Source organism: Rickettsia endosymbiont of Pantilius tunicatus (assembly GCF_964291875.1).
Classification (GTDB): domain Bacteria; phylum Pseudomonadota; class Alphaproteobacteria; order Rickettsiales; family Rickettsiaceae; genus Rickettsia.
On the sequence record NZ_OZ198175.1, the window covers coordinates 126,896 to 145,895 of the forward strand.

Sequence of the window (19,000 nt, forward strand, 5' to 3'; positions counted from 1 at the left end):
AGCTAAGAATGACATATAGGACATTTTTTAATCCACGCAGGCAATGCCTTGCGGGAATGATATATAGGGCATTTTTTGAGCCATATAACAGTACCTACTTAAAATCAAATCTTCTTGATTATTAAACTAGTGTTAGTGCCTCCAAATCCGAAAGAATTGGAAAGCACATAGTTTATTTTAGCTTCTTTAGCTTTAAGTGCAACTAAGTCTAACTTAACTTCGTCCATTGGATTTTCTAAATTTAGGGTAGGTGGTGCAATCTGATCTCTAATTGCAAGCGTACCAAAGATAAATTCAACACTTCCAGCAGCACCAAGTAAATGCCCTATTGAAGATTTAGTAGAAGACATTAAAACTTGAGGGTTAGTTTCTAAAAATAATCTCTGAACTGCATTTAATTCGATTGCATCGCCTATATCAGTAGAAGTACCGTGTGCGTTAATATAGTTAATCGCATCAGGGGCTATACCAGCATCTTGCAGTGCTTCATGCATTGCTCGATAAGCTCCTCTTCCCTCAGGATGCGGAGCTGTCATATGATACGCATCACCAGTAGAGCCGTATCCTACGACTTCGCCATAAATTTTAGCACCACGACGCACAGCATGTTCATATTCTTCTAAGACTACAACGCCAGCCCCTTCGCCCATAACAAAACCACCTCGATTCTTATCCCAAGGTCTCGATGCTTTTTCAGGTTCATCATTATATTTAGTACATAAGGCTCTTGCTGCTACAAAGCCTGCAACTCCAACAGGAGTTACCGGTGCTTCTGCTCCGCCTGCAACCATAACATCAGCATAGCCATGCTTTATCATACGCATAGCATCGCCTATAGCATGTGCTCCTGTAGAGCAAGCTGTTACTGCAGCTTGATTTGGACCGCTAAAACCGTATTTTATTGAAACAAGACCTGATAAAAGATTAATTAAGGAAGCTGGAATAAAGAACGGGCTAACTTTACCGTTATTTTCTTGATGAAGCTTTACTGAAGTATCTTCAATCATTTTAAGACCGCCGATTCCTGAACCCAGTATTAAACCAGTTCTATCACGTGATTTTTGATCTTCTGGTAACCATCCACTATCTTCAATTGCTTCAGTTGCAGCTGCAACACCATAATGGATAAATTTATCCATTTTACTCAATCTATTTACATCTTCAGCTTTCGTAAAATTTTCAAGTTTGAAGCCATTTTCTTCAGAATGGTTTAATAGTCCTGCAATTTTGCATGCAAGTTTGGAAGTGTCAAATGCTGTAATAGTTTTTATACCGCTTACTCCTTGGACTATATTATCCCAAGATGACTTAACGTTAAGCCCAACTGGGGTAATTAGCCCAAGACCAGTAATAACTACTCTTTTATTCATGGTTTGATTCAACATCCTTAATTATTTTACTAAGTCTTAATTTAATACAGATTAAGATTTATGTTCTTTTATATAGTTAACAACATCTGCTACTTTTTTTATCTTAGTTGCTTCTTCATCAGGAACATCAACACCAAATTCTTTCTCTATTTCCATCATTATTTCTACTGTAGATAGACTATCTACTCCTAAATCTTCTGCAAATCGCGAGTCCTCGCTGATTTCTTCAATTTTTTTCCCTTGATTATCAGCAATAATTTTGATAACTTTCTGCTCGATATTATCCACTTTACTCATAATTTTGAACTCCATAAATCATTTTTATTAGTTTGTATATTTATAAACATAAATTTAATATTTTAAAATATTATGAATACTTATTATTCATAGCTATTTTAGCTTTAAAAGAACTTCTAGCACAAAAAATTGTTTTATGCCAGCATAAAATTTTATACCATTAACATTCCGCCATTTACATGTAGGGTTTGACCAGTAATATATGACGATTGATTGCTTGCTAAAAATGCAACCGCATTTGCTATATCTTCAGGCATACCATATGTTCCTTTTGGGATTTTTCGTGTTATGGCTTCTTTTTGTTCCTCATTTAACTTATCAGTCATATCAGATTTAATAAAACCTGGAGCGACTGCATTAACTGTAATTCCTCTGGTTGCAACTTCATAAGCAAGTGATTTTGTCATACCGATTAAACCTGCTTTAGAAGCACAGTAATTCGCTTGCCCAGGGTTACCTGAAACTCCTACTATTGAAGCTATGTTAATGATGCGTCCGTATCTATTAGTCATCATCTTTTTTATTGCTTCACGATTTAAAATGAAATTTGCTTTTAAATTAATATCAATAACTTGGTCAAAATCTTCATTTTTCATTCTTATTGCTAGCGTATCTTTGGTAATACCGGCATTACAGACTAAAATATCTAATTTTTCTATTTGAGCTATTAAATTGCCCCATTCTTCAGTATTTGTAAGATTACAGACTTTAATTGTGTAATTATCTTTTAAATCATTGCCGAGAGCTTTTAATTTTTCCTCATTACTCCCGCTTATAATTACATGGCTTCCAAGCTTATGAAGCTGCCTTGCAATAGCACCTCCTATACCTCCTGAAGCTCCGGTAATTAATGCTGTTTGACCGCTTAAATCAATCATTTACTTCCTCCTCTTGTTCAAAATTTATATTATTGACTTTAGATGATTTTTCTCGTACAAGCTTCTCAATTTCATTAGAGATTTGTGGATTATCTTTCAAATATTGTTTAACATTTTCACGTCCTTGACCGATACGTACGCTATTATAAGAAAACCAAGAACCAGATTTTTCTATTATGTCAAGCTTTACTCCAAGATCGATTATTTCACCTTCTTTTGAAATACCTGAGCCATACATTATATCAAAATCTGCTGTTTTAAATGGAGGTGATACTTTGTTTTTTACTACTTTTACTTTGGTTTGGCTGCCTATTACTTCTTCTTTATCCTTAATAGAACCTATTCTTCTAATATCTATTCTAACTGAAGCATAGAATTTTAAAGCATTACCGCCGGTTGTAGTCTCAGGACTGCCAAACATTACACCGATTTTCATTCTAATTTGATTGATGAAAACAGTAATACAATTAGTACGATTAATTGAAGCAGTAAGTTTACGTAAAGCCTGACTCATTAATCTTGCTTGAGAAGCCATTTGTGCATCGCCCATCTCGCCTTCAATCTCTGATTTTGGTACTAAAGCAGCAACACTATCTATTATTATCATATCAATACCGCCGGAGCGAATTAAAGTATCGGCAATTTCTAAAGCTTGTTCTCCTGTATCAGGCTGAGATATGATAAGCTCATCAATATTGACCCCAAGCTTTTTAGCATAAGCTGGATCTAAGGCATGCTCAGCATCAATAAATGCACATGTTCCGCCTTTTTTCTGTGCTTCAGCAATTAAATGTAATGTAAGAGTAGTTTTACCTGAGCTTTCAGGACCAAATATTTCTATTATTCTGCCTTTAGGAACTCCGCCAATTCCAAGAGCTATGTCAAGTCCAAGCGAACCGGTTGACACAGCTTCTATATCAACATTAGGACGCTGACCAAGTTTCATAACCGAGCCTTTACCATAGCTTTTTTCAATTTGTGCGAGAGCTGCAGCAACAGCTTTTTCTTTATCTATATTTGACATAAGCTTCCATACTTAACTAATTCTTAATTAAATTAAAATATAGGCTTAATTCTAAAAAATCAAATTTTATTTTTTAAAGTTAATATAAAACTTTTGGTGTTGAAATTTTTATTAGAAGTAGCAATATATAATATATAGAAAAGCCCATGAATGAAATAATAACAAATACTAATGAGTTAATAAATGATATTAGCGTTCTTATTAATAATGCTAAAGTTAGAATTGCCATTAAAGCTAATACCGAAATGACAATGTTATATACCTTTGATATTTCAATATTTGTTAAGCCAAATTTCAGGATTCTCCTTTGCTCACGTACTATTTGTACGCTCCGCAGGCTCACCGCTTATTTGACTTCCAAATCTTAAAATATCTGCGGTATACTGGCATAGAGATCCTTAAAAGTATAAGAGCGGAATACGGGCAGGAGGTTATTAAGACTTTAGCTAAAGGTCTTTCTTCCTTATATAGGCAAGGCTTTTCTCGTATAGCTCTAATTCTCATGAATCAATTTTATCAATCTTTTAAAGAGCAACAAATTAGTGCGACACTGTCGCACCAATTAAGTTGGAGTCATATAATAGAGTTATTACCTCCAAAAGAACATAATCAAAGAGAATTTTATGCGTATATGTCTATACAAGAAAATTGGAATGTTAGAAAGTTACGTAGTAATATTGATAAAATGTTATATGAAAGAACGAAGTTATCTAATAGATCTGAAGAACAAGTAATATCATTATTTAAAACAGATTCTAGGTTAGAGCCTAATTTAATTCTTAAAGATCCGTATATACTTGATGAACTTAAAAAATTGGCTACGTCGTCTTGATAAATTCTGCGGTGCTCAAGTATTAAGTAACTGCTGCCTCTCCTCGTTTTGAGGACTTCTTACTCTTTTCCAAATTAAACTTTGTCTACTGACTTTTCGTTTATTAGCAGTATATTCATGTTGCACAATATTAGACAGAATTAACGCCTATAGAGATTTTACAGAAAAAAATCGGAGAAATAGTATTACAGACAAAAAGAATTTATGAAAATAGACCTATTGCAAATGTTCACGAATAAAGATAATTTGTATATCTTTGATACTTCAAGATTTGATAAGCCTAAATTTTAGGAATTGCCTGTAGTGATGAATAGTGCCAGACAGTTTTTATTCTATGTCATTCCTGCTAAAGGCTTGCTTGCGTGGATCAGTTTTTCCGTCATTGTGAGGAAATTACGAAGTAATTGTACGTACGCAATCTAGTTAAAAAATGCTAACTTATAGTATTTTTTATTATTTTGTCTGGATTGCCACGGTCCTTGCAGTCGCTCGCAATGACGAATTGGTATCCACGCAACAATGCTTACTGTGGTGGCTTTGTTGCTTAGATCGAAAAGCACCATCAGTGTCATCTAGTTGCTTGGAAACTAGATCTAGAAAACAATAAAAAATACTAGTTTTATTAGTATTTTTTACTGAATCCTGTGAATAAATCACGGTATGACAGGGAAAAATGATCTACGTTGGCAATGCCTTTACGCAAAAAGTAACATATGAATCATGCAATGAAATTAATCAATTTGTAAGGTATAATGAAGATAAACTTATGCTGACTCAGCTAAAGGCTCTGTTGTAGATTCTTCGGTTTTTTGTTCACGTAAATAGTCTTGTACTTCTGATTCTGATCTTGCAACAATAACTGTAACATCTGTACTAAGTTCAGCATGCAATCTTACTTCAACCTTGTAAACCCCTGTAGATTTGATTTGAGTATCAAGAATTATATTTAAATGAGAAATAGGGTAAGATACAGCTTGAGATAATTTTTCGGCTATTTCTTTATTATTTACTGAACCAAATAATTTACCATCATCTGATGTTTGACGAACAAAAATTAATTTTTGATCTTTAATAAGATCATTAATTTTTGTTATTTCTTCTTTTATTTGTGTATCTTTTTCTTCTAATTCATGCTTCTGCTTAACAATTAACTCTTTATTAAGTTCAGTAGCTCTAATAGCTAATTTTTGTGGTAAAAGATAATTACGACCAAATCCGTCGGCTACTTTATGTATTTCCCCTATCTTACCTAATTTTCTTACCGGTTTAATTAAAATAACTTCCATGGTATTATACGTCCTTTACTTAGCTTGAAATACAAAAGGTAACAATGCTAAAATTCTTGCAATTTTAATAGCATTATTTAGCTTTCTTTGTTTTTTTGCACAAACATTTGTGATTCTACTTGGTAGCATTCTACCGCCTTCGGAAACAAATTTTATTAAAAGTTCTGGATTTTTATAATCAATAACCGGTGCATTAGGCACAGAAAGAGGACAACCTTTACGTCTTCTAAAGAACACTTTTTTAGAAGCTCTTTCCATTGGTTTTCGAGTTGTTGTTTCACTAGTATTGTTTTTCGACATTATTTACCTTAATTCCTGCAAATTTAGATTTGATTATTTTAATTAGCCGTTACATCAATTACTGGAGTATTTTCTGTATTTTGATTTTTTAATATCGGTGAAGGCTCATTACTAATTGAATCTACTTTTTGTATAAGAAATCTTATGATATTTTCATTAAGTTTCATTTTTCTCTCTAGCTCTTGCTTTACAGCTGGAGTAGTATCAAGACCTAAAAGGTAATAATATCCTTTTTTGTGATTACCGATTTTATAAGCTAAAGCTCTTAACCCCCAGTATTCTTTTTTTACAATAGCACCGTTATTATCTTTAATGATTTTACTAAAATCATTAACTATTTTATCTATATCATTTAATGATACGTCTTGACGCACAATAAAAACTGACTCATAAAAACTCATAATTATAAGAATCCCATACAAAAACTTTAAAATAAAGCTATTTATAGCAACTGAAACTATTAAATTCAAGTATTATTTTTAAAAAATTATTATTTCTTTGTTTTTTTTAAAAAAGTTTGCTATAATCCCTAGTAAATCTGAAGATTATTAACAATAATTTTCAATTATTTACTAAATATTAACAGAGGTTAATTTAGTTTTAGACAAACTATTACCACAACTTCTAATCATAGAAGAAGAAAATAAAAAAAGCATTAATATTTCTTTATGTAACGATATAGAAAGAGCAGGCTTTAATATAACAAGGATTATAAACATTGAAAAAATATTAAATTATTTCTTCAATGAACCACTTGCTATTATAATTACTAATGCAGAACTACAGGAAAATCCTATGGTTACTGTATCTAATATTAGGAAAATTGATAAGCTTTCTAATACACCGATAATTTTTCTGTCCTCAACTAAGCAGTTAAATTTAATGGGGATCGATGATTTGATATCATTTTTTTTACAAACCTTTCTTATCTGATCAGATAATACATTTTCTGAAAAACTTGTTAAGACGCTCTAAAACAATTTTACAGGATAATATTATCAAATTTAAAAATATAAGCATTGATTTAAATGCCGAAAGGGTTTATAAGGGCAAAGAAACTATTCGTTTAGGTCCTACAGAATTTAAAATTCTGCGACTTTTTCTTCAGTCGCCTAATAGTGTATATTCACGCCGAGAAATAATGCAATATTTATGGGAAGATGACGAAAGTTTTAACCAGCGTCTGATTGATGTACATATAAATAGAATTAGAGATGCTTTAGGAAAAGATAGCCCAATTATTAAAACAGTTCGTTTTATTGGTTATTCACTTAATAAAGATATAGTAGAATCAGATATTTAATAATAACAATTAAAAATTTCTTTGTATTTATATATTAATTGTATTAATATTTCTTATCGATGCTAGTTAGGTTCATTGTTACAAATTAAAAATCGGTTAAACTTTATGCTAAGTAAAATAAATAAGCCTGCATTTTTTGCACTAATAATTTATCCTGTTATCCTAATATCGCTTTTAGTTAAATACGTATCCAGTTATGGAATAGGTTGGACTGAAATTATTTTTCTGGTTAGCAGTTATTATGTTAATAATATTACAGTTGGAATTGGATTGCATAGATTATGGTCTCATCATTCTTATAAAATAAATAAATATGCTGAGTTCGTTTTAGTTGTGCTATCTGCTGGAACTTTGCAAGGACCTGCGTTGTCTTGGGCTTCGAATCACTATAAGCACCATGCTAAAACAGATACAGATCAAGATCCGCATAGTCCTTTAAAATTTGAAAATAGAGTTTTAGGTTTTATTTGGTCTCATATAGGTTGGATGTTAGTAGGACAAGGAAGCTATAAATCTATCGATCGTATTACTTGGGTTAAACTTGGTAAAAATAATTTGTTAAAGTGGCAGCTAAGATATTATTGGCAGATAGCAGCTTTTATGAATATAGCTGTACCATTAATTATAGGCTATCTAGTCGGCGGTACTATACATTCGGCATATATGGGATTTTTATTCATGGGGCTTGGTAGATTTCTGCAACAACAAGCAACTTTTTGTGTAAATTCTTTATGTCATTTTGTCGGTAGTAAAAAGTATTACAAAGGAACTGCTGGAGATATTTGGTGGATGGCTTTATTTTTACTTGGGGAAAACTGGCATAACTATCATCATGCTTTCCCTTCAGACTATCGTAATGGTGCAAAATGGTATCATTTTGATGTTCACAAATGGATAATATTCTTGATGAGTAAAATTGGACTTGCTTCAGAACTTGACCGTACTACAAAGGTAAGAATTCAAGCAAAAATGCAAGAAACATTAAGTTACCTCAGTGAAAAAGAGAAGCAAAAATTAAATTTAATGCAAGCTAAGGTAGAGCAGCTTTTAGAAAATTTATGTTTAAAAATAAAAGAGCTTGAAGAATCATCTACTACGATTAAAGAACAATTTAGAAGATCTTTTATAGAAATACAAGAATCTCTTAAAAATTTAGCAGAACAGATAAGCTCTGCTGCACAAATAACTGAAGAGCCTTCAAAAAAATTATTGAAAGTAGTTAATAGAAAAATTAACGACGCTGAACAGTCTATTTACAAACTATATAATAAATTAAATGCAATAAAAGTTTCTAATTAATTGCTTTATTTTCATTATTATCTAACAACTTTCTTCATTTACTAGCGGTTTATGCTGCTAATGAATGAAGAGTTGGCATATTCTTAACTAACTTTGTGCCAATTTTTCAAATTCTATTCAATTACAGAATCTCATACCTTAATTTCACCTAATAAAACTATCAACCTAAGCATTATTTTTTTAATTTTTTTATATGATTCGAGCGGTTAAAAATTTTAATAATTTTTAATGTATATCGCAGATATTTCAAAAGTTAGGAATCAAATAAGTGCTAAGTTAAGCTAGACGTATAGCTTCAAGCAATAAGTTTGATACATCAAATTTAGCGAGTCTTGATTGTGCTCACGTATTTAATATACGCTCCGCAATCTTGCTCGCAAATTTAATGTCTGAACCTCATTGCTTTTTGCTATACAGTTGGCTTTCCTTTATTAGTCCATAGAAGATGTCAAAACCCAATGTTTGATATATTTAACAAAATTGCTTATGACGATAAAATGATTTATGCAGTAGCACCGCCAGAATTAGTAATTAGAAAAATTTTAAAAACATCAAGATGGATCAATGTTGTTGATAACAATATTACAAAATCTAAACATGAATCAGAAGCAGAATTTAATGCATTACTTGAGCTTCTCGAACCTATTTTAAAACATCCAGATTCAGCTGAGTTATTAAATCAAATTTATATAATAACTATGTATAAAAGCTTTAGCCTTTATATACAAAAAAATATTAAAGATAAAATTTTAGCATTAAGTAAAAATCAAAAAATACCTGAAAAATTACAAGATTTTTGTAGTAAAAATATCGGCACTATTCATGCCTTTCAAGGCAAAGAAGCAGATACTGTAATTTATGCTACTTGGGGCTCAACGTCCTCAAGATACAGGCACTAGAAATGTTATGACTAAAAAGCCCAACGTTTTAAACGTTGGTATTAGCAGAGCAAAAAATAATCTTTATATTATTGGTAATGCGGAGCTTTGGCTAAAGCATAAATATATGCAAGAAATACATAACATGCTTTCTTAGTTGTCACCCCGTGGCGACATTGCCCGCGTGGATTAGTTTTTCTGTCTGAGCTAAGGAAATTACGAAGTAATTGTACGTACGCAATACCGCCACGGGATGACAACTTTAAAGCGAATGATAGTTTAATTTCTCTTATTCCTTTTTTCTAAAATAATTGCATGTATTTGTTGAAGAGTATCGTTAAAATCATCGTTAGTGATTATATGATCATATTCGTTAGAATGTGATATTTCCGCTTGTGCTGAAGCCATGCGTAGTTGTATTGCTTCTTCATTATCAGCAGCTCTATTTCTTAAACGCTGCTCCAATACTTCAAGGTTAGGAGGTAAAATAAATATAGAAACAGCATTAATTGCATTTTGCTTTATACTCCTTGCACCTTGCCAATCAATATCAAATAAAACATCTAACCCTTGATTTAGCAAATTTTCGACATGTTTTTTAGGGGTGCCATAATAATTATCATATATTTTAGCATGTTCAAGAAATTGATTTTGTTTAACTAATTCTTCAAATTCAGATTTAGTTTTAAAATAGTAATTTACGCCATCTTGTTCGTTTGGTCGTGGTTTTCTAGTAGTTGCCGAAATTGATAAGCGTAGATTATTATCGATTTCTAATAACGCCTTTGCTAAGCTTGATTTACCTGCACCAGATGGGGAAGATAAAATTATGATCAACCCTTTATTTTTTGTCATGTTTACTAACTATTCGTATTAGGTACAGTTCTGTTTATTACCTCATCCATAGTACAACTAAAATATTTTGCTATTTTTAAAATTGTATCTATTTCAGGATTAAATTCACGATTTACTTCCGCTCTCATAATCCTGCTAATGGTAGTATAAGGAACATCGGTAACCTCAGCGAGATATTTACGGTCTATTTTTTCTTGTTTTAACTTTTCTTCTAAAAATTCTTTTACTTTAGTAGCAAGTGCCATATTGTTATACTCCAAATAGTTGGATTAAATATTTGTATCACGATGAAAACCATCTTCGGTGTCATCCCCACATGGATCATTTTCCCCTGTCATCCCGTGATTTATTCATAGGATCCAGTTAAAAATATCAATAATATCTGGATCTAATTCTCAAGCCACGGTATAAGATTGAACACATTTTCCTATCCACGCAACAAATAATATATTTCACCAAACATTTTTTATAATTATAGGTAATTTATAAGGACTGACAATAACTAAATCAAAACGAACATTATAATTATTATATTTACTATTACTGCTTAAGAACATTTCAGCTGCTCGCTTAATTCTTTTTTGCTGATTAAAAGATACGAATCTATCATCGATGTTAGAGCTTCTTGCTTTTACTTCAATAAAAACAATTTCTTTATTACGCAGTGCGATGATATCTATTTCACCGACATAATAACGTTTTCTATGATGAAGAATTTGATAAAATTTTATTTTATAGATTATTATACAGATATATTCGGCAATAATACCAAGATATTTTTTTTCATGTATACTCGTTTAGTTTGAAAAATTGGCTTCGTTACTTCTCGCTTTTGGTCCTCACATAGAATAAACTACGCTGCGGTCAAAAGCCCCGAGATGCCTTGCTCTTTTCCAAACTAAACTTCGTCTACTTTTTTTACTCTTTATGCAATAATACTTGCACAAACTCAGTTTTAGATAGATCGGCAGCGATGTTAACTATAACATCATTTTCTGTAACTTTAGTGACATAACCAACTAAGATACCTGCTGGGTAAGTACTGCCATGACCAGAAGTTATTATCTCTTCATTTTTTTGCACTAAATGATTATTAGGTAAGTATAAAATTTTACTATTGTTATTATTACCGGCTAAAATACCTTGCTCTCTTGAGGCACTTGTTTTAATAGGTATTCTAGAGTTAACATCACTTATTAGCATAACTTTAGCATAATTATTACTTACTTCTATTACTTTACCGACTAATCCTTGTGAATTGGTCGTAACGATTTGATCAGGTTCAACTCCGTGTTTTCTACCAGCAGAAATTAATGCCGTTTTAGAAAATGGACTAAAAGACACACTTAATAATTTAGCAGTAACATATTTAAATTCTTCTTCCTCGGTAACTGTTAAAAGATCTTTCAGAGCAATATTTTCAGCCCTTACTGATTTTACTTCGCTCTGAAGATGCTTAAGTCTTGCTACTTCAAGCTCAAGCTCTATATTTCGTTTTTCTAGATCTTGAAAATAAACAAATTTTTGTTTTATAGAATTTACACTTTCAAATATATTTTCGTAAAATACTAATCCAGCTGATAATACGCTACCTGTTATTTCAATAGAAATATTGGATATTTTTTTAGGTGAAACAAGAAATAAATACAAAGATAATCCAAGAAAAAATATGACAAAAAAGCGTTTAAGAGTAACTAATAAAGTTCTTACTAGCTCCAAGGAACTTGAAGAATTTTTTACTCTATTCGCAAGTATTGCCATCTTTAATCCTGTTTAAATAGTACATGTTTTAGCTTTGTAAAATCTTCAAGTACTTTTCCTGTCCCAAGTGCTACACATGATAGTGCATCATCTGCAATTATCACAGGTAATTTTGTTGCCTCACTAAGAACAAAATCAAGATTTCGGAGTAATGAACCACCACCTGTTAGCACTATTCCTTTATCAACTATATCAGAAGATAATTCGGGAGGCGTCGCCTCTAATGCTACTTTTACTGCCTCAACAATTTGACTTACTGGTTCTATTAGACTATCAGCAATTTGCCTTTCATTCAATACCATTTCTTTTGGAATGCCATAAATTAAATCACGACCTTTTATTTCCATAACCCTTGGTTCTGCATTTTGATCTACATAAGCAGTACCTATTTCTTGCTTTATCTTTTCAGCTGTAGCCTCACCAATTAGCAGGTTATAATGTCTTCTTATATATGAAATAATTGCTTCATCCATCTTGTCGCCACCGACTCTTACGGACCTTGCATATACTATACCACCTAGTGACAAAACTGCAACTTCTGTAGTACCGCCGCCAATGTCAACAATCATTGAGCCTGTTGCTTCCGTTACAGGAAGCCCCGCACCAATTGCCGCCGCCATAGGCTCTTCAATTAAATATACATCCTTACCACCTGCACTTTCTGCTGCTTCTTGAATAGCACGACGTTCAACAGGCGTAGAGCCTGACGGCACACAAACAACAATCGTTGGACCAAAAAAAGAACGACGATTATGTACCATTCTAATAAAGTACTTAATCATTTCTTCTGCACCTTTGAAATCGGCAATCACGCCGTCTTTTAAAGGTCTTTTAGCTTCAATATCATTTGGAGTACGACCTAGCATCATTTTTGCTTCATGACCAAAAGCATAAGGCACAAAAGAGCCATCTTTTTTTATTAACGCAACTACTGAGGGCTCACGAAGAACAATACCACGTCCTTTTTGATATACGATAGTATTTGCCGTACCAAGATCAATAGCCATACCGGAATAAAACCCTTCCAAAAATTTCATTATCATTTTTCTTTTTCTCTCTAAATTCTAAAAATTCTTCCATGCTAAATTAATTATAGACAAAGTTTTATTTGGAAAAAGCAAGGCGTCTTAAAGCTTAAACCTTTACTTATATAGTAGCGGATTATCAGCAAAAAACAATTTTCAGCGTATATTTTAGAAAGTTCTAGACAAGATGAATTTAAAGGTGAGCCTGCGGAGCGTACATACTTAGTACGTGAGCACAGGCGAATCCTGCAAAATTCGCTTGTATAGAGCTTTCTAAAATAGCTGAAGCCAATTTTTTAAATAAAACGAGTATAATTTAAATTTCTTTATAATGTAAAATAATAAAGTTACTAATAAAAAATATTAACATACTTGGTAACAAAATAGCAGCAATTAAAGATAGATTATTATAGGTCAGTACTTTAAGTAATATTTCTGACAATGAATATACTATAAAACCTGAAAATAATCCTAATATTAATATTTTTTCCTGCGAATTATCACGTTGTTTTAGGCTAATAAAACAACTTGCTAAAATTATAGTCGCTATCATCATTGCAGGTTTAAATAGTTGCTTATAATAATAAACTTGGTAATTAGTAATAAGTAGACCTGAATTTAATAGTTCATCGATTAATTTAGGTAAATTCCAAATAGAAACCATTTCAGGATGAGTAAACTTATTTACTAAACTACTAACAGATAAATTAGTTGATATAGTTAGGCTGTTATGTGCTTCGGTACTATCTTTTGTAAAAACTTTGACCCTATTTAAGTGCAGTGATTTATTCTCAATTATACCATATAATGCATCAATTCTCTTTAAGAAGTTGTTGTTGTTATCGATAAATAAAACTGTAACATTATTTAATTTTTTCTCAGAAATATTAATAAATTGTGTTTGAATTATTTGATTTTCCCCGTTTAAAGCTTCAAAAAATAATAAACCTGATTTAGATATTACTGCTTCATTATGTGTTTTTTTAGTAAGCTTTGCTTCTAGTAAATCATATTTTCGTAAGCCTAACGCCCCGATAGGATTTAATATAGTCGTAAAGGCTATACCTAAAATTAAAGTCACGATACATGGAATTATCAATACTTGCCAAATATGAATACCACTAGATAATATAGCAGTTAACTCATTATTTTTTGTTAAGTTCCTAAGGAAAAAAAGCATAGAAGTAAAGCTAATTAAAGCAGAAACTTGATTCAAAAGATATGGAACTTTATATAATATAAATCGCCAAAAAAAATCAAAAGGTACATACATGTTTTTGAATTTTTGTAAGAGATCAAAGAGATTGGATATGATTAATAATCCAATTAAAATAGATAATATTATAAAAAAACACTTAAAATATAATTTAGCAAGATACCAAGAAAGTGTTTTTAAATTAATCATTTAAATTCAATTTAATAATGATTTTTTAGAATATTGTAAGGATTGCTTCGTCAATTAATTCGTAATTTCCTTAGCTCAGACGGAAAAACCGATCCACGCAAGCAAGCCCCTTGTGGTCAAGCTAACCATATGACACAGACAAATTTGTGTGGTGGGGCTGGTAGGACTTGAACCTACGACCACACCGTTATGAGCGGCGTGCTCTAACCAACTGAGCTACAGCCCCTGTTCATCTGAATTTTATATAATTATTATGGCTATAAGTCTAGTAAAATTTTTATATTTTTTTAATATATACTTAAAATTTATCTATTTTTTGCTACAAGTAAAACTAGCTTTCATTTATCTATAGATATACTCAAATGATTTGGAAAATTAGAATATAAAACAAGAGTTAAGCATGTGAGTTCCTTAAAGTTTTGCAGAGCCAATTCTTCAAATCATTTGAGTATACAAATAAAAAAGGTCGAGTTAATTAACCCGACCTTTCCTATGGAAAATCTAATGATTTAGAAATTTTTAGTGATGTACAACTGTTACAGCTCTACGATTATAAGCAAAAGCTTCTTCAGTATTACCCATCATAGCAGGTCTATCTTTACCATAAGATATTGTGCTTACTCTATGATGCTCAATTCCTTTATGCTTTAAGAATTCTGCAGCTTTTTGTGCTCTTCTTTCACCTAAAGCTAAGTTATATTCTCTAGTACCTCTTTCATCACAATGTCCTTCGACAGTAGCTTTTACATGAGGATGTCTTGATAACCAGCAAGCTTGTCTTTGTAATTCTTCTTTAGCTTTTTCAGATAAAGCAGAACTATCGAAAGCAAACCATACAGCGTTACCTGCTTGCTTTTCAAAATCTTTCATTATAGATGTTTCTTCTGATGGATTCATTCCACAACCATATGACGCTTTTTTGGTTTTATTACACCCTGCAAGCACAAATAATGCAAGAAAAGCTAATGTTATTTTTGTTATTTTCATAATTAAACTCCTTGAGGTTATAATTTATTAAAATTTAAATTATTCAGTTAGATAACAAGTTTAAACTAACTAAAACTATGAAGTTAGTATATATCATTATTTTACGAGTTTAAAGGCTAAAATACTATAAAATACAAATAGTGCTATATAAATGTGGTAAAAATATCATTGACCTTTCCCCAAAACTCCCTTTAAAGAAGTAATAATAGGTTTGAATTGCAGAATTTAAGGATACTAAATTATAGTAGATAGACGAAGTTTTATTTGGAAAAGAGCAAGGCGTCTTGAAGCTGATAACCGCAGCGTAGTTAACCTACGTGAGGATTATCAGCAAGAGACAACGTAGCCAATTTTTCAAATAAAGCAAGTATATCACCATCTAATGATGGCACTACCCCAAGTAAGACCGGCACCAATAGCCGAGAATAAAATAATATCACCTTTTTTGATTTTACCTGAAGCTTTAAGAGAACTTAGAGCAAGTGGAATAGAAGCAGCTGAACAATTAGCGTGTTTTTCTACAGTTTTCACTACTTTATGATCTTCGACATTTAATAGTTCGGCAAGCTTATTAATTATACGTATATTTGCCTGATGTGGGATAAAATAGTTAATATCGTTTACAGTGAAATTATTATTGCGTAATAATTCCTCTATAGATTGGTGCATTTTCTCTACTGCAAGACGGAATAATTTCTGTCCTTGCATAATTATTTTACCGCTGCTACCATTCATACTTACACCGCCGTTGGTATATAGTATTTCATAATCTGCACCGCTTGAGAAAATATTACTGTCTATTACACCGGAGTTATCATCGCTACGTTGTAGGATTACACTGCCTGCTCCGTCGCCAAATAAAACACAAGTAGCTCTATCTTCCCAATCCAGTAAAGAGGTCATTTTTTCAGCACCTATCAGTAAAATAGTTTTATATTTACCGGAGGAAATAAGAGAATTTGCTACTTGCACGCCATAAGCAAAACCGGCACATACGGCTTGTAAATCAAATGACGGAACATTAGTTAAACCAAGATAACCTTGTAGTTTAGTTGCAACTGATGGGAAGCTATTGTCAGGAGTAGTAGTGCATGTAATAATTAAATCAATCTCATTTACTGAAATGCCAGCATCCGCTATAGCTTTTTCAGCGGCTTTTAAAGCAATATGAGAAGTATACTCAGTATCACCTGCTATATGACGTTGTGAGATACCGGTTCTTGTTCTAATCCATTCATCGTTAGTATCAACAAATTTTGCAAGCTCATCATTGCTAACAACTTTTGGAGGGAGATATCCGCCGCAGCCAATAATTTTACAGGTCATAAAAATTTAAACTTAAGCTACTTCTGCTTCGATTTTTTTCGTTACTACTTGACGATTATTATAAGTACCATCAACTAAAGAAACGTGATGTGGAAGTTTATATTCACCAGTTTGAGAGTCAACTATTACATTAACTTTACCAAGTGCTAAATGTAAACGTCTCATATTACGTCTTGATTTTGATGTTTTCTTCTTTGGAACTGCCATTATTTACCTCTTTTATTAAAAAGTATTTGTCAAATTAGTGAAGCAGTATATTATAATCTTATAATAAAATCTAGATAAAATTAAATTTATGAAATTTTTCTTAATATTCGTCTCCAGTATATTCGTCATTTTTTCCTTAAGCGGTTGCCAAACTATTGAAAATAGAGGGCAGTCTATAGATGACTCAGCACTTACAAAATTAGAAGCAAAAAAACTAAGTAAAACAGAAGTAGTAGAACTAATCGGCACTCCTACCATGATTCCAGAATATTCTCAAAATACATGGTACTATGTTGAGCGAGTGATGTCACAAAGAGCTTGGCTTAATCCTAAAATCGTAAAACAGAGAATAGTGAAAATTACCTTTGATAACCATAATTTAATGCAAGAGGTTGTGGTAATTGATGATTCACATAGACATGATATCGAAACAGTCAGTGAATATACAAAAACATACGGCACTGAACTTAATTGCTTACAAAAATTTGTTAAAAACCTAGGTAGATTTAATAAAACTACTGGCGGAAATAAGAATAAAAATAAAAGCAAGAAGAAGAAATAAGTTGTTGTACTGTCATCCTGCGTAGGCTTTGCTCGCGTGGATCAGTTTTTCCGTCTGAGCTAAGGAAATTACGAAGTAATTGACGAAACAAGGAAGTATAAAAAATGCTAACTTATAGCATTTTTTATTACTCCTTCTAGATTGCCACGCTCATTTTATTCGCTTGCAATGACTGAAAACCAATGAAACGTTAACTTATGGAATGCATTACAAACTATCGCTGTCATGTATTTTTTCAGAAACTTCACCGGAAATTATAACATTACTTTGCTCTGTAATAACATCTCCTCCCTTAATAATTCTTGCTGTTTCACAAATAAGCGTACTGAGATTACCGATAATTTTAGAATCTGAGCTAGTGGCATCTAATATTATATCGCTAATAAATTTTTTGATTAAATTATCTCTATCAACTATAGTAAATTAAGTTGAGGTTTGAGTATAGGGATGATATATATAAAGGAAAATGCCAAGATCATATAGTCAAGATTTTAGAAAAAGAGTTATAGGATATGTAGAAAGAGGTAATAGCTGCAATAGCACTGCGATAAGATTTGAAATAGCAGCAAACACAGTAAGGAATTGGTATAAGAGATATAAGTCCGAAGGACATTATTTAGCAAGAAGAATAGGAGGCAAAAAAGGACGGGTAACAAGTCAAGATGTTGAGTTGTACGTGAGTTCTAATCCTAATTTCACATTATTAGAAATGGGTACGTATTTTAATATGAGTTCTGTGGGTGCGTATTATTGGTTAAAGCAACTAGGTTTTAGCTATAAAAAAAAGACTTTTCCTACTTGGAAGCAAGTCAAGAAAAGCGAGATAAGTACCAAGAGGTCATAAAAGATACACCAATAGAACATCTTGTATATATTGATGAAAGTGGTATTGAGATAAATATCTGCAAAGATAGAGGATGGGGCAAAAAAAGCGAAAAACTTATTGGTAAAAAAAGCGGTAAATATTACAACAGAACAAATATCATAGCTGGTTATGTTAATAAAGAGTGTATAGCACCGATGATATTTAATGGAACATGTAATAGACAATTATTTGAAAGTTGGGTTGGAGAATTTTTAATAAAAGAGCTAAAACCTGGACAAGTTGTAGTGATGGATAACGCTGCTTTCCATAAGTCTCAAAGGACCAAAGAACTAATAGAATCAGTAGGTTGTAGGATAATATTCTTACCACCTTACTCCTCTGATCTAAATCCAATAGAGAAATTTTGGGCCAATATGAAGCGATGGATTAAAGCTAAAATTACTCAATTTGATCAATTATATAATGCTTTAATTCAATTCTTTAATACGCAAACTTCAACTTAATTTACCATATCTATATAAAAATTATTTGCCATATTTATAGCTTTATTAAAAAATGCTAGTGCTTTTTTAGGTTGTT

Annotated in this window: 24 protein-coding genes, 1 tRNA gene and 1 pseudogene; 8 read left to right on the forward strand and 18 right to left on the reverse strand. The window is 31.8% G+C overall.

Annotated elements, in window-relative coordinates:
* Positions 1-104: 104 nt before the first annotated feature.
* The 4 genes from fabF to recA form a co-directional block, all read right to left on the reverse strand.
* Positions 105-1,385 carry a beta-ketoacyl-ACP synthase II gene (gene fabF / locus ACICQC_RS00735; RefSeq protein ID WP_395477039.1) on the reverse strand — a complete coding sequence of 427 codons (1,281 nt, stop codon included), beginning with the start codon at positions 1,383-1,385 and terminating at the stop codon, positions 105-107.
* 36 nt (positions 1,386-1,421) lie between these two features.
* Positions 1,422-1,682 carry an acyl carrier protein gene (acpP, locus tag ACICQC_RS00740; RefSeq protein WP_395477040.1) on the reverse strand — a complete coding sequence of 87 codons (261 nt, stop codon included), beginning with the start codon at positions 1,680-1,682 and terminating at the stop codon, positions 1,422-1,424.
* A 137-nt stretch (positions 1,683-1,819) separates the two neighbouring features.
* The gene (fabG, locus tag ACICQC_RS00745; protein WP_395477041.1) at positions 1,820-2,545 is read right to left on the reverse strand and encodes a 3-oxoacyl-ACP reductase FabG; all 726 of its coding nucleotides are present in this window, start codon (positions 2,543-2,545) and stop codon (positions 1,820-1,822) included.
* Positions 2,538-3,569: a recombinase RecA gene (recA, locus tag ACICQC_RS00750; protein ID WP_341788695.1), complete on the reverse strand. Its 1,032-nt coding sequence runs from the start codon at positions 3,567-3,569 to the stop codon at positions 2,538-2,540. Before recA ends, fabG begins: the two co-directional genes overlap by 8 nt.
* A gap of 307 nt (positions 3,570-3,876) precedes the next feature.
* On the opposite strand from recA, the gene ACICQC_RS00755 reads away from it, so the two are divergent.
* On the forward strand, positions 3,877-4,401 hold the full coding sequence (locus ACICQC_RS00755) for a DUF1016 N-terminal domain-containing protein (RefSeq protein ID WP_395477042.1): 525 nt from the start codon (positions 3,877-3,879) through the stop codon (positions 4,399-4,401).
* Between the two features lie 764 nt (positions 4,402-5,165).
* Here ACICQC_RS00755 and rplI read toward each other — a convergent pair.
* Genes rplI through rpsF form a run of 3 tightly spaced genes read right to left on the reverse strand, consistent with a single transcriptional unit; the run spans position 5,166 to position 6,388 of the window.
* Positions 5,166-5,687, reverse strand: coding sequence for a 50S ribosomal protein L9 (gene rplI / locus ACICQC_RS00760; protein WP_395477043.1), 522 nt, complete (start codon positions 5,685-5,687; stop codon positions 5,166-5,168).
* A gap of 15 nt (positions 5,688-5,702) precedes the next feature.
* Positions 5,703-5,987, reverse strand: a complete 285-nt coding sequence (gene rpsR, locus ACICQC_RS00765; protein WP_341788698.1) for a 30S ribosomal protein S18 — start codon at positions 5,985-5,987, stop codon at positions 5,703-5,705.
* 38 nt (positions 5,988-6,025) lie between these two features.
* Positions 6,026-6,388: a 30S ribosomal protein S6 gene (rpsF, locus tag ACICQC_RS00770; RefSeq protein WP_395477734.1), complete on the reverse strand. Its 363-nt coding sequence runs from the start codon at positions 6,386-6,388 to the stop codon at positions 6,026-6,028.
* A 557-nt stretch (positions 6,389-6,945) separates the two neighbouring features.
* Here rpsF and ACICQC_RS00775 point away from each other — a divergent pair.
* The 3 genes from ACICQC_RS00775 to ACICQC_RS00785 all read left to right on the forward strand — a co-directional run bounded on the left by ACICQC_RS00775 (position 6,946) and on the right by ACICQC_RS00785 (position 9,488).
* Positions 6,946-7,290, forward strand: a complete 345-nt coding sequence (locus ACICQC_RS00775) for a winged helix-turn-helix domain-containing protein (protein WP_395477044.1) — start codon at positions 6,946-6,948, stop codon at positions 7,288-7,290.
* A 105-nt stretch (positions 7,291-7,395) separates the two neighbouring features.
* A complete protein-coding gene (locus tag ACICQC_RS00780; RefSeq protein WP_395477045.1) occupies positions 7,396-8,589 on the forward strand; it encodes a fatty acid desaturase in 1,194 nt (397 codons plus the stop codon).
* Positions 8,590-9,047: 458 nt separating this feature from the next.
* The gene (locus ACICQC_RS00785) at positions 9,048-9,488 is read left to right on the forward strand and encodes an AAA domain-containing protein (RefSeq protein ID WP_395477046.1); all 441 of its coding nucleotides are present in this window, start codon (positions 9,048-9,050) and stop codon (positions 9,486-9,488) included.
* 68 nt (positions 9,489-9,556) lie between these two features.
* On the opposite strand, the gene ACICQC_RS00790 is transcribed toward ACICQC_RS00785, so the two are convergent.
* The 6 genes from ACICQC_RS00790 to ACICQC_RS00815 form a co-directional block, all read right to left on the reverse strand.
* A complete protein-coding gene (locus tag ACICQC_RS00790) occupies positions 9,557-9,727 on the reverse strand; it encodes a hypothetical protein (RefSeq protein WP_395477047.1) in 171 nt (56 codons plus the stop codon).
* A gap of 19 nt (positions 9,728-9,746) precedes the next feature.
* On the reverse strand, positions 9,747-10,322 hold the full coding sequence (gene gmk / locus ACICQC_RS00795) for a guanylate kinase (protein ID WP_395477048.1): 576 nt from the start codon (positions 10,320-10,322) through the stop codon (positions 9,747-9,749).
* Positions 10,323-10,327: 5 nt separating this feature from the next.
* Positions 10,328-10,567 carry a helix-turn-helix transcriptional regulator gene (locus ACICQC_RS00800; protein ID WP_395477049.1) on the reverse strand — a complete coding sequence of 80 codons (240 nt, stop codon included), beginning with the start codon at positions 10,565-10,567 and terminating at the stop codon, positions 10,328-10,330.
* A gap of 207 nt (positions 10,568-10,774) precedes the next feature.
* Positions 10,775-11,113 (reverse strand): YraN family protein, encoded by a 339-nt coding sequence (locus ACICQC_RS00805; RefSeq protein WP_395477735.1) that lies wholly within the window; start codon positions 11,111-11,113, stop codon positions 10,775-10,777.
* A gap of 127 nt (positions 11,114-11,240) precedes the next feature.
* Positions 11,241-12,083 carry a rod shape-determining protein MreC gene (mreC, locus tag ACICQC_RS00810; RefSeq protein WP_395477050.1) on the reverse strand — a complete coding sequence of 281 codons (843 nt, stop codon included), beginning with the start codon at positions 12,081-12,083 and terminating at the stop codon, positions 11,241-11,243.
* 2 nt (positions 12,084-12,085) lie between these two features.
* Positions 12,086-13,126: a rod shape-determining protein gene (locus ACICQC_RS00815; RefSeq protein WP_395477051.1), complete on the reverse strand. Its 1,041-nt coding sequence runs from the start codon at positions 13,124-13,126 to the stop codon at positions 12,086-12,088.
* Between the two features lie 117 nt (positions 13,127-13,243).
* On the opposite strand from ACICQC_RS00815, the pseudogene ACICQC_RS00820 reads away from it, so the two are divergent.
* Positions 13,244-13,372, forward strand: a pseudogene (locus tag ACICQC_RS00820) (palindromic element RPE3 domain-containing protein); the annotation flags it as partial.
* 52 nt (positions 13,373-13,424) lie between these two features.
* On the opposite strand, the gene ACICQC_RS00825 reads toward ACICQC_RS00820, so the two are convergent.
* The 5 genes from ACICQC_RS00825 to rpmF all read right to left on the reverse strand — a co-directional run bounded on the left by ACICQC_RS00825 (position 13,425) and on the right by rpmF (position 17,033).
* Positions 13,425-14,513, reverse strand: a complete 1,089-nt coding sequence (locus tag ACICQC_RS00825; protein ID WP_395477052.1) for an LptF/LptG family permease — start codon at positions 14,511-14,513, stop codon at positions 13,425-13,427.
* 149 nt (positions 14,514-14,662) lie between these two features.
* Positions 14,663-14,739: transfer RNA gene (locus ACICQC_RS00830), tRNA-Ile, on the reverse strand.
* Between the two features lie 293 nt (positions 14,740-15,032).
* Complete coding sequence (gene pal, locus ACICQC_RS00835; protein WP_395477053.1) at positions 15,033-15,500, reverse strand: peptidoglycan-associated lipoprotein Pal; 468 nt, start codon at positions 15,498-15,500, stop codon at positions 15,033-15,035.
* 372 nt (positions 15,501-15,872) lie between these two features.
* Positions 15,873-16,826: a beta-ketoacyl-ACP synthase III gene (locus ACICQC_RS00840; RefSeq protein ID WP_395477054.1), complete on the reverse strand. Its 954-nt coding sequence runs from the start codon at positions 16,824-16,826 to the stop codon at positions 15,873-15,875.
* Between the two features lie 12 nt (positions 16,827-16,838).
* Positions 16,839-17,033 carry a 50S ribosomal protein L32 gene (rpmF, locus tag ACICQC_RS00845; protein ID WP_395477055.1) on the reverse strand — a complete coding sequence of 65 codons (195 nt, stop codon included), beginning with the start codon at positions 17,031-17,033 and terminating at the stop codon, positions 16,839-16,841.
* 88 nt (positions 17,034-17,121) lie between these two features.
* On the opposite strand from rpmF, the gene ACICQC_RS00850 reads away from it, so the two are divergent.
* The 3 genes from ACICQC_RS00850 to ACICQC_RS00860 all read left to right on the forward strand — a co-directional run bounded on the left by ACICQC_RS00850 (position 17,122) and on the right by ACICQC_RS00860 (position 18,924).
* Positions 17,122-17,595 (forward strand): outer membrane protein assembly factor BamE, encoded by a 474-nt coding sequence (locus ACICQC_RS00850; RefSeq protein WP_395477056.1) that lies wholly within the window; start codon positions 17,122-17,124, stop codon positions 17,593-17,595.
* Positions 17,596-18,061: 466 nt separating this feature from the next.
* Complete coding sequence (locus ACICQC_RS00855) at positions 18,062-18,439, forward strand: IS630 transposase-related protein (RefSeq protein WP_395476240.1); 378 nt, start codon at positions 18,062-18,064, stop codon at positions 18,437-18,439.
* Positions 18,394-18,924, forward strand: a complete 531-nt coding sequence (locus ACICQC_RS00860) for an IS630 family transposase (protein WP_395477057.1) — start codon at positions 18,394-18,396, stop codon at positions 18,922-18,924. Before ACICQC_RS00855 ends, ACICQC_RS00860 begins: the two co-directional genes overlap by 46 nt.
* Positions 18,925-19,000 lie beyond the last annotated feature (76 nt).

What these genes read in the sequence shown, in the direction of transcription:
- fabF (WP_395477039.1), bottom strand. Translation starts at nt 1,385, where the DNA reads ATGTTGAATCAAACCATGAATAAAAGAGTAGTTATTACTGGTCTTGGG.
- acpP (WP_395477040.1), bottom strand. Translation starts at nt 1,682, where the DNA reads ATGGAGTTCAAAATTATGAGTAAAGTGGATAATATCGAGCAGAAAGTT.
- fabG (WP_395477041.1), bottom strand. Translation starts at nt 2,545, where the DNA reads ATGATTGATTTAAGCGGTCAAACAGCATTAATTACCGGAGCTTCAGGA.
- recA (WP_341788695.1), bottom strand. Translation starts at nt 3,569, where the DNA reads ATGTCAAATATAGATAAAGAAAAAGCTGTTGCTGCAGCTCTCGCACAA.
- rplI (WP_395477043.1), bottom strand. Translation starts at nt 5,687, where the DNA reads ATGGAAGTTATTTTAATTAAACCGGTAAGAAAATTAGGTAAGATAGGG.
- rpsR (WP_341788698.1), bottom strand. Translation starts at nt 5,987, where the DNA reads ATGTCGAAAAACAATACTAGTGAAACAACAACTCGAAAACCAATGGAA.
- rpsF (WP_395477734.1), bottom strand. Translation starts at nt 6,388, where the DNA reads ATGAGTTTTTATGAGTCAGTTTTTATTGTGCGTCAAGACGTATCATTA.
- ACICQC_RS00780 (WP_395477045.1), top strand. Translation starts at nt 7,396, where the DNA reads ATGCTAAGTAAAATAAATAAGCCTGCATTTTTTGCACTAATAATTTAT.
- ACICQC_RS00785 (WP_395477046.1), top strand. Translation starts at nt 9,048, where the DNA reads ATGTTTGATATATTTAACAAAATTGCTTATGACGATAAAATGATTTAT.
- gmk (WP_395477048.1), bottom strand. Translation starts at nt 10,322, where the DNA reads ATGACAAAAAATAAAGGGTTGATCATAATTTTATCTTCCCCATCTGGT.
- ACICQC_RS00800 (WP_395477049.1), bottom strand. Translation starts at nt 10,567, where the DNA reads ATGGCACTTGCTACTAAAGTAAAAGAATTTTTAGAAGAAAAGTTAAAA.
- mreC (WP_395477050.1), bottom strand. Translation starts at nt 12,083, where the DNA reads ATGGCAATACTTGCGAATAGAGTAAAAAATTCTTCAAGTTCCTTGGAG.
- ACICQC_RS00815 (WP_395477051.1), bottom strand. Translation starts at nt 13,126, where the DNA reads ATGATAATGAAATTTTTGGAAGGGTTTTATTCCGGTATGGCTATTGAT.
- ACICQC_RS00825 (WP_395477052.1), bottom strand. Translation starts at nt 14,513, where the DNA reads ATGATTAATTTAAAAACACTTTCTTGGTATCTTGCTAAATTATATTTT.
- pal (WP_395477053.1), bottom strand. Translation starts at nt 15,500, where the DNA reads ATGAAAATAACAAAAATAACATTAGCTTTTCTTGCATTATTTGTGCTT.
- ACICQC_RS00840 (WP_395477054.1), bottom strand. Translation starts at nt 16,826, where the DNA reads ATGACCTGTAAAATTATTGGCTGCGGCGGATATCTCCCTCCAAAAGTT.
- rpmF (WP_395477055.1), bottom strand. Translation starts at nt 17,033, where the DNA reads ATGGCAGTTCCAAAGAAGAAAACATCAAAATCAAGACGTAATATGAGA.
- ACICQC_RS00850 (WP_395477056.1), top strand. Translation starts at nt 17,122, where the DNA reads ATGAAATTTTTCTTAATATTCGTCTCCAGTATATTCGTCATTTTTTCC.
- ACICQC_RS00855 (WP_395476240.1), top strand. Translation starts at nt 18,062, where the DNA reads ATGCCAAGATCATATAGTCAAGATTTTAGAAAAAGAGTTATAGGATAT.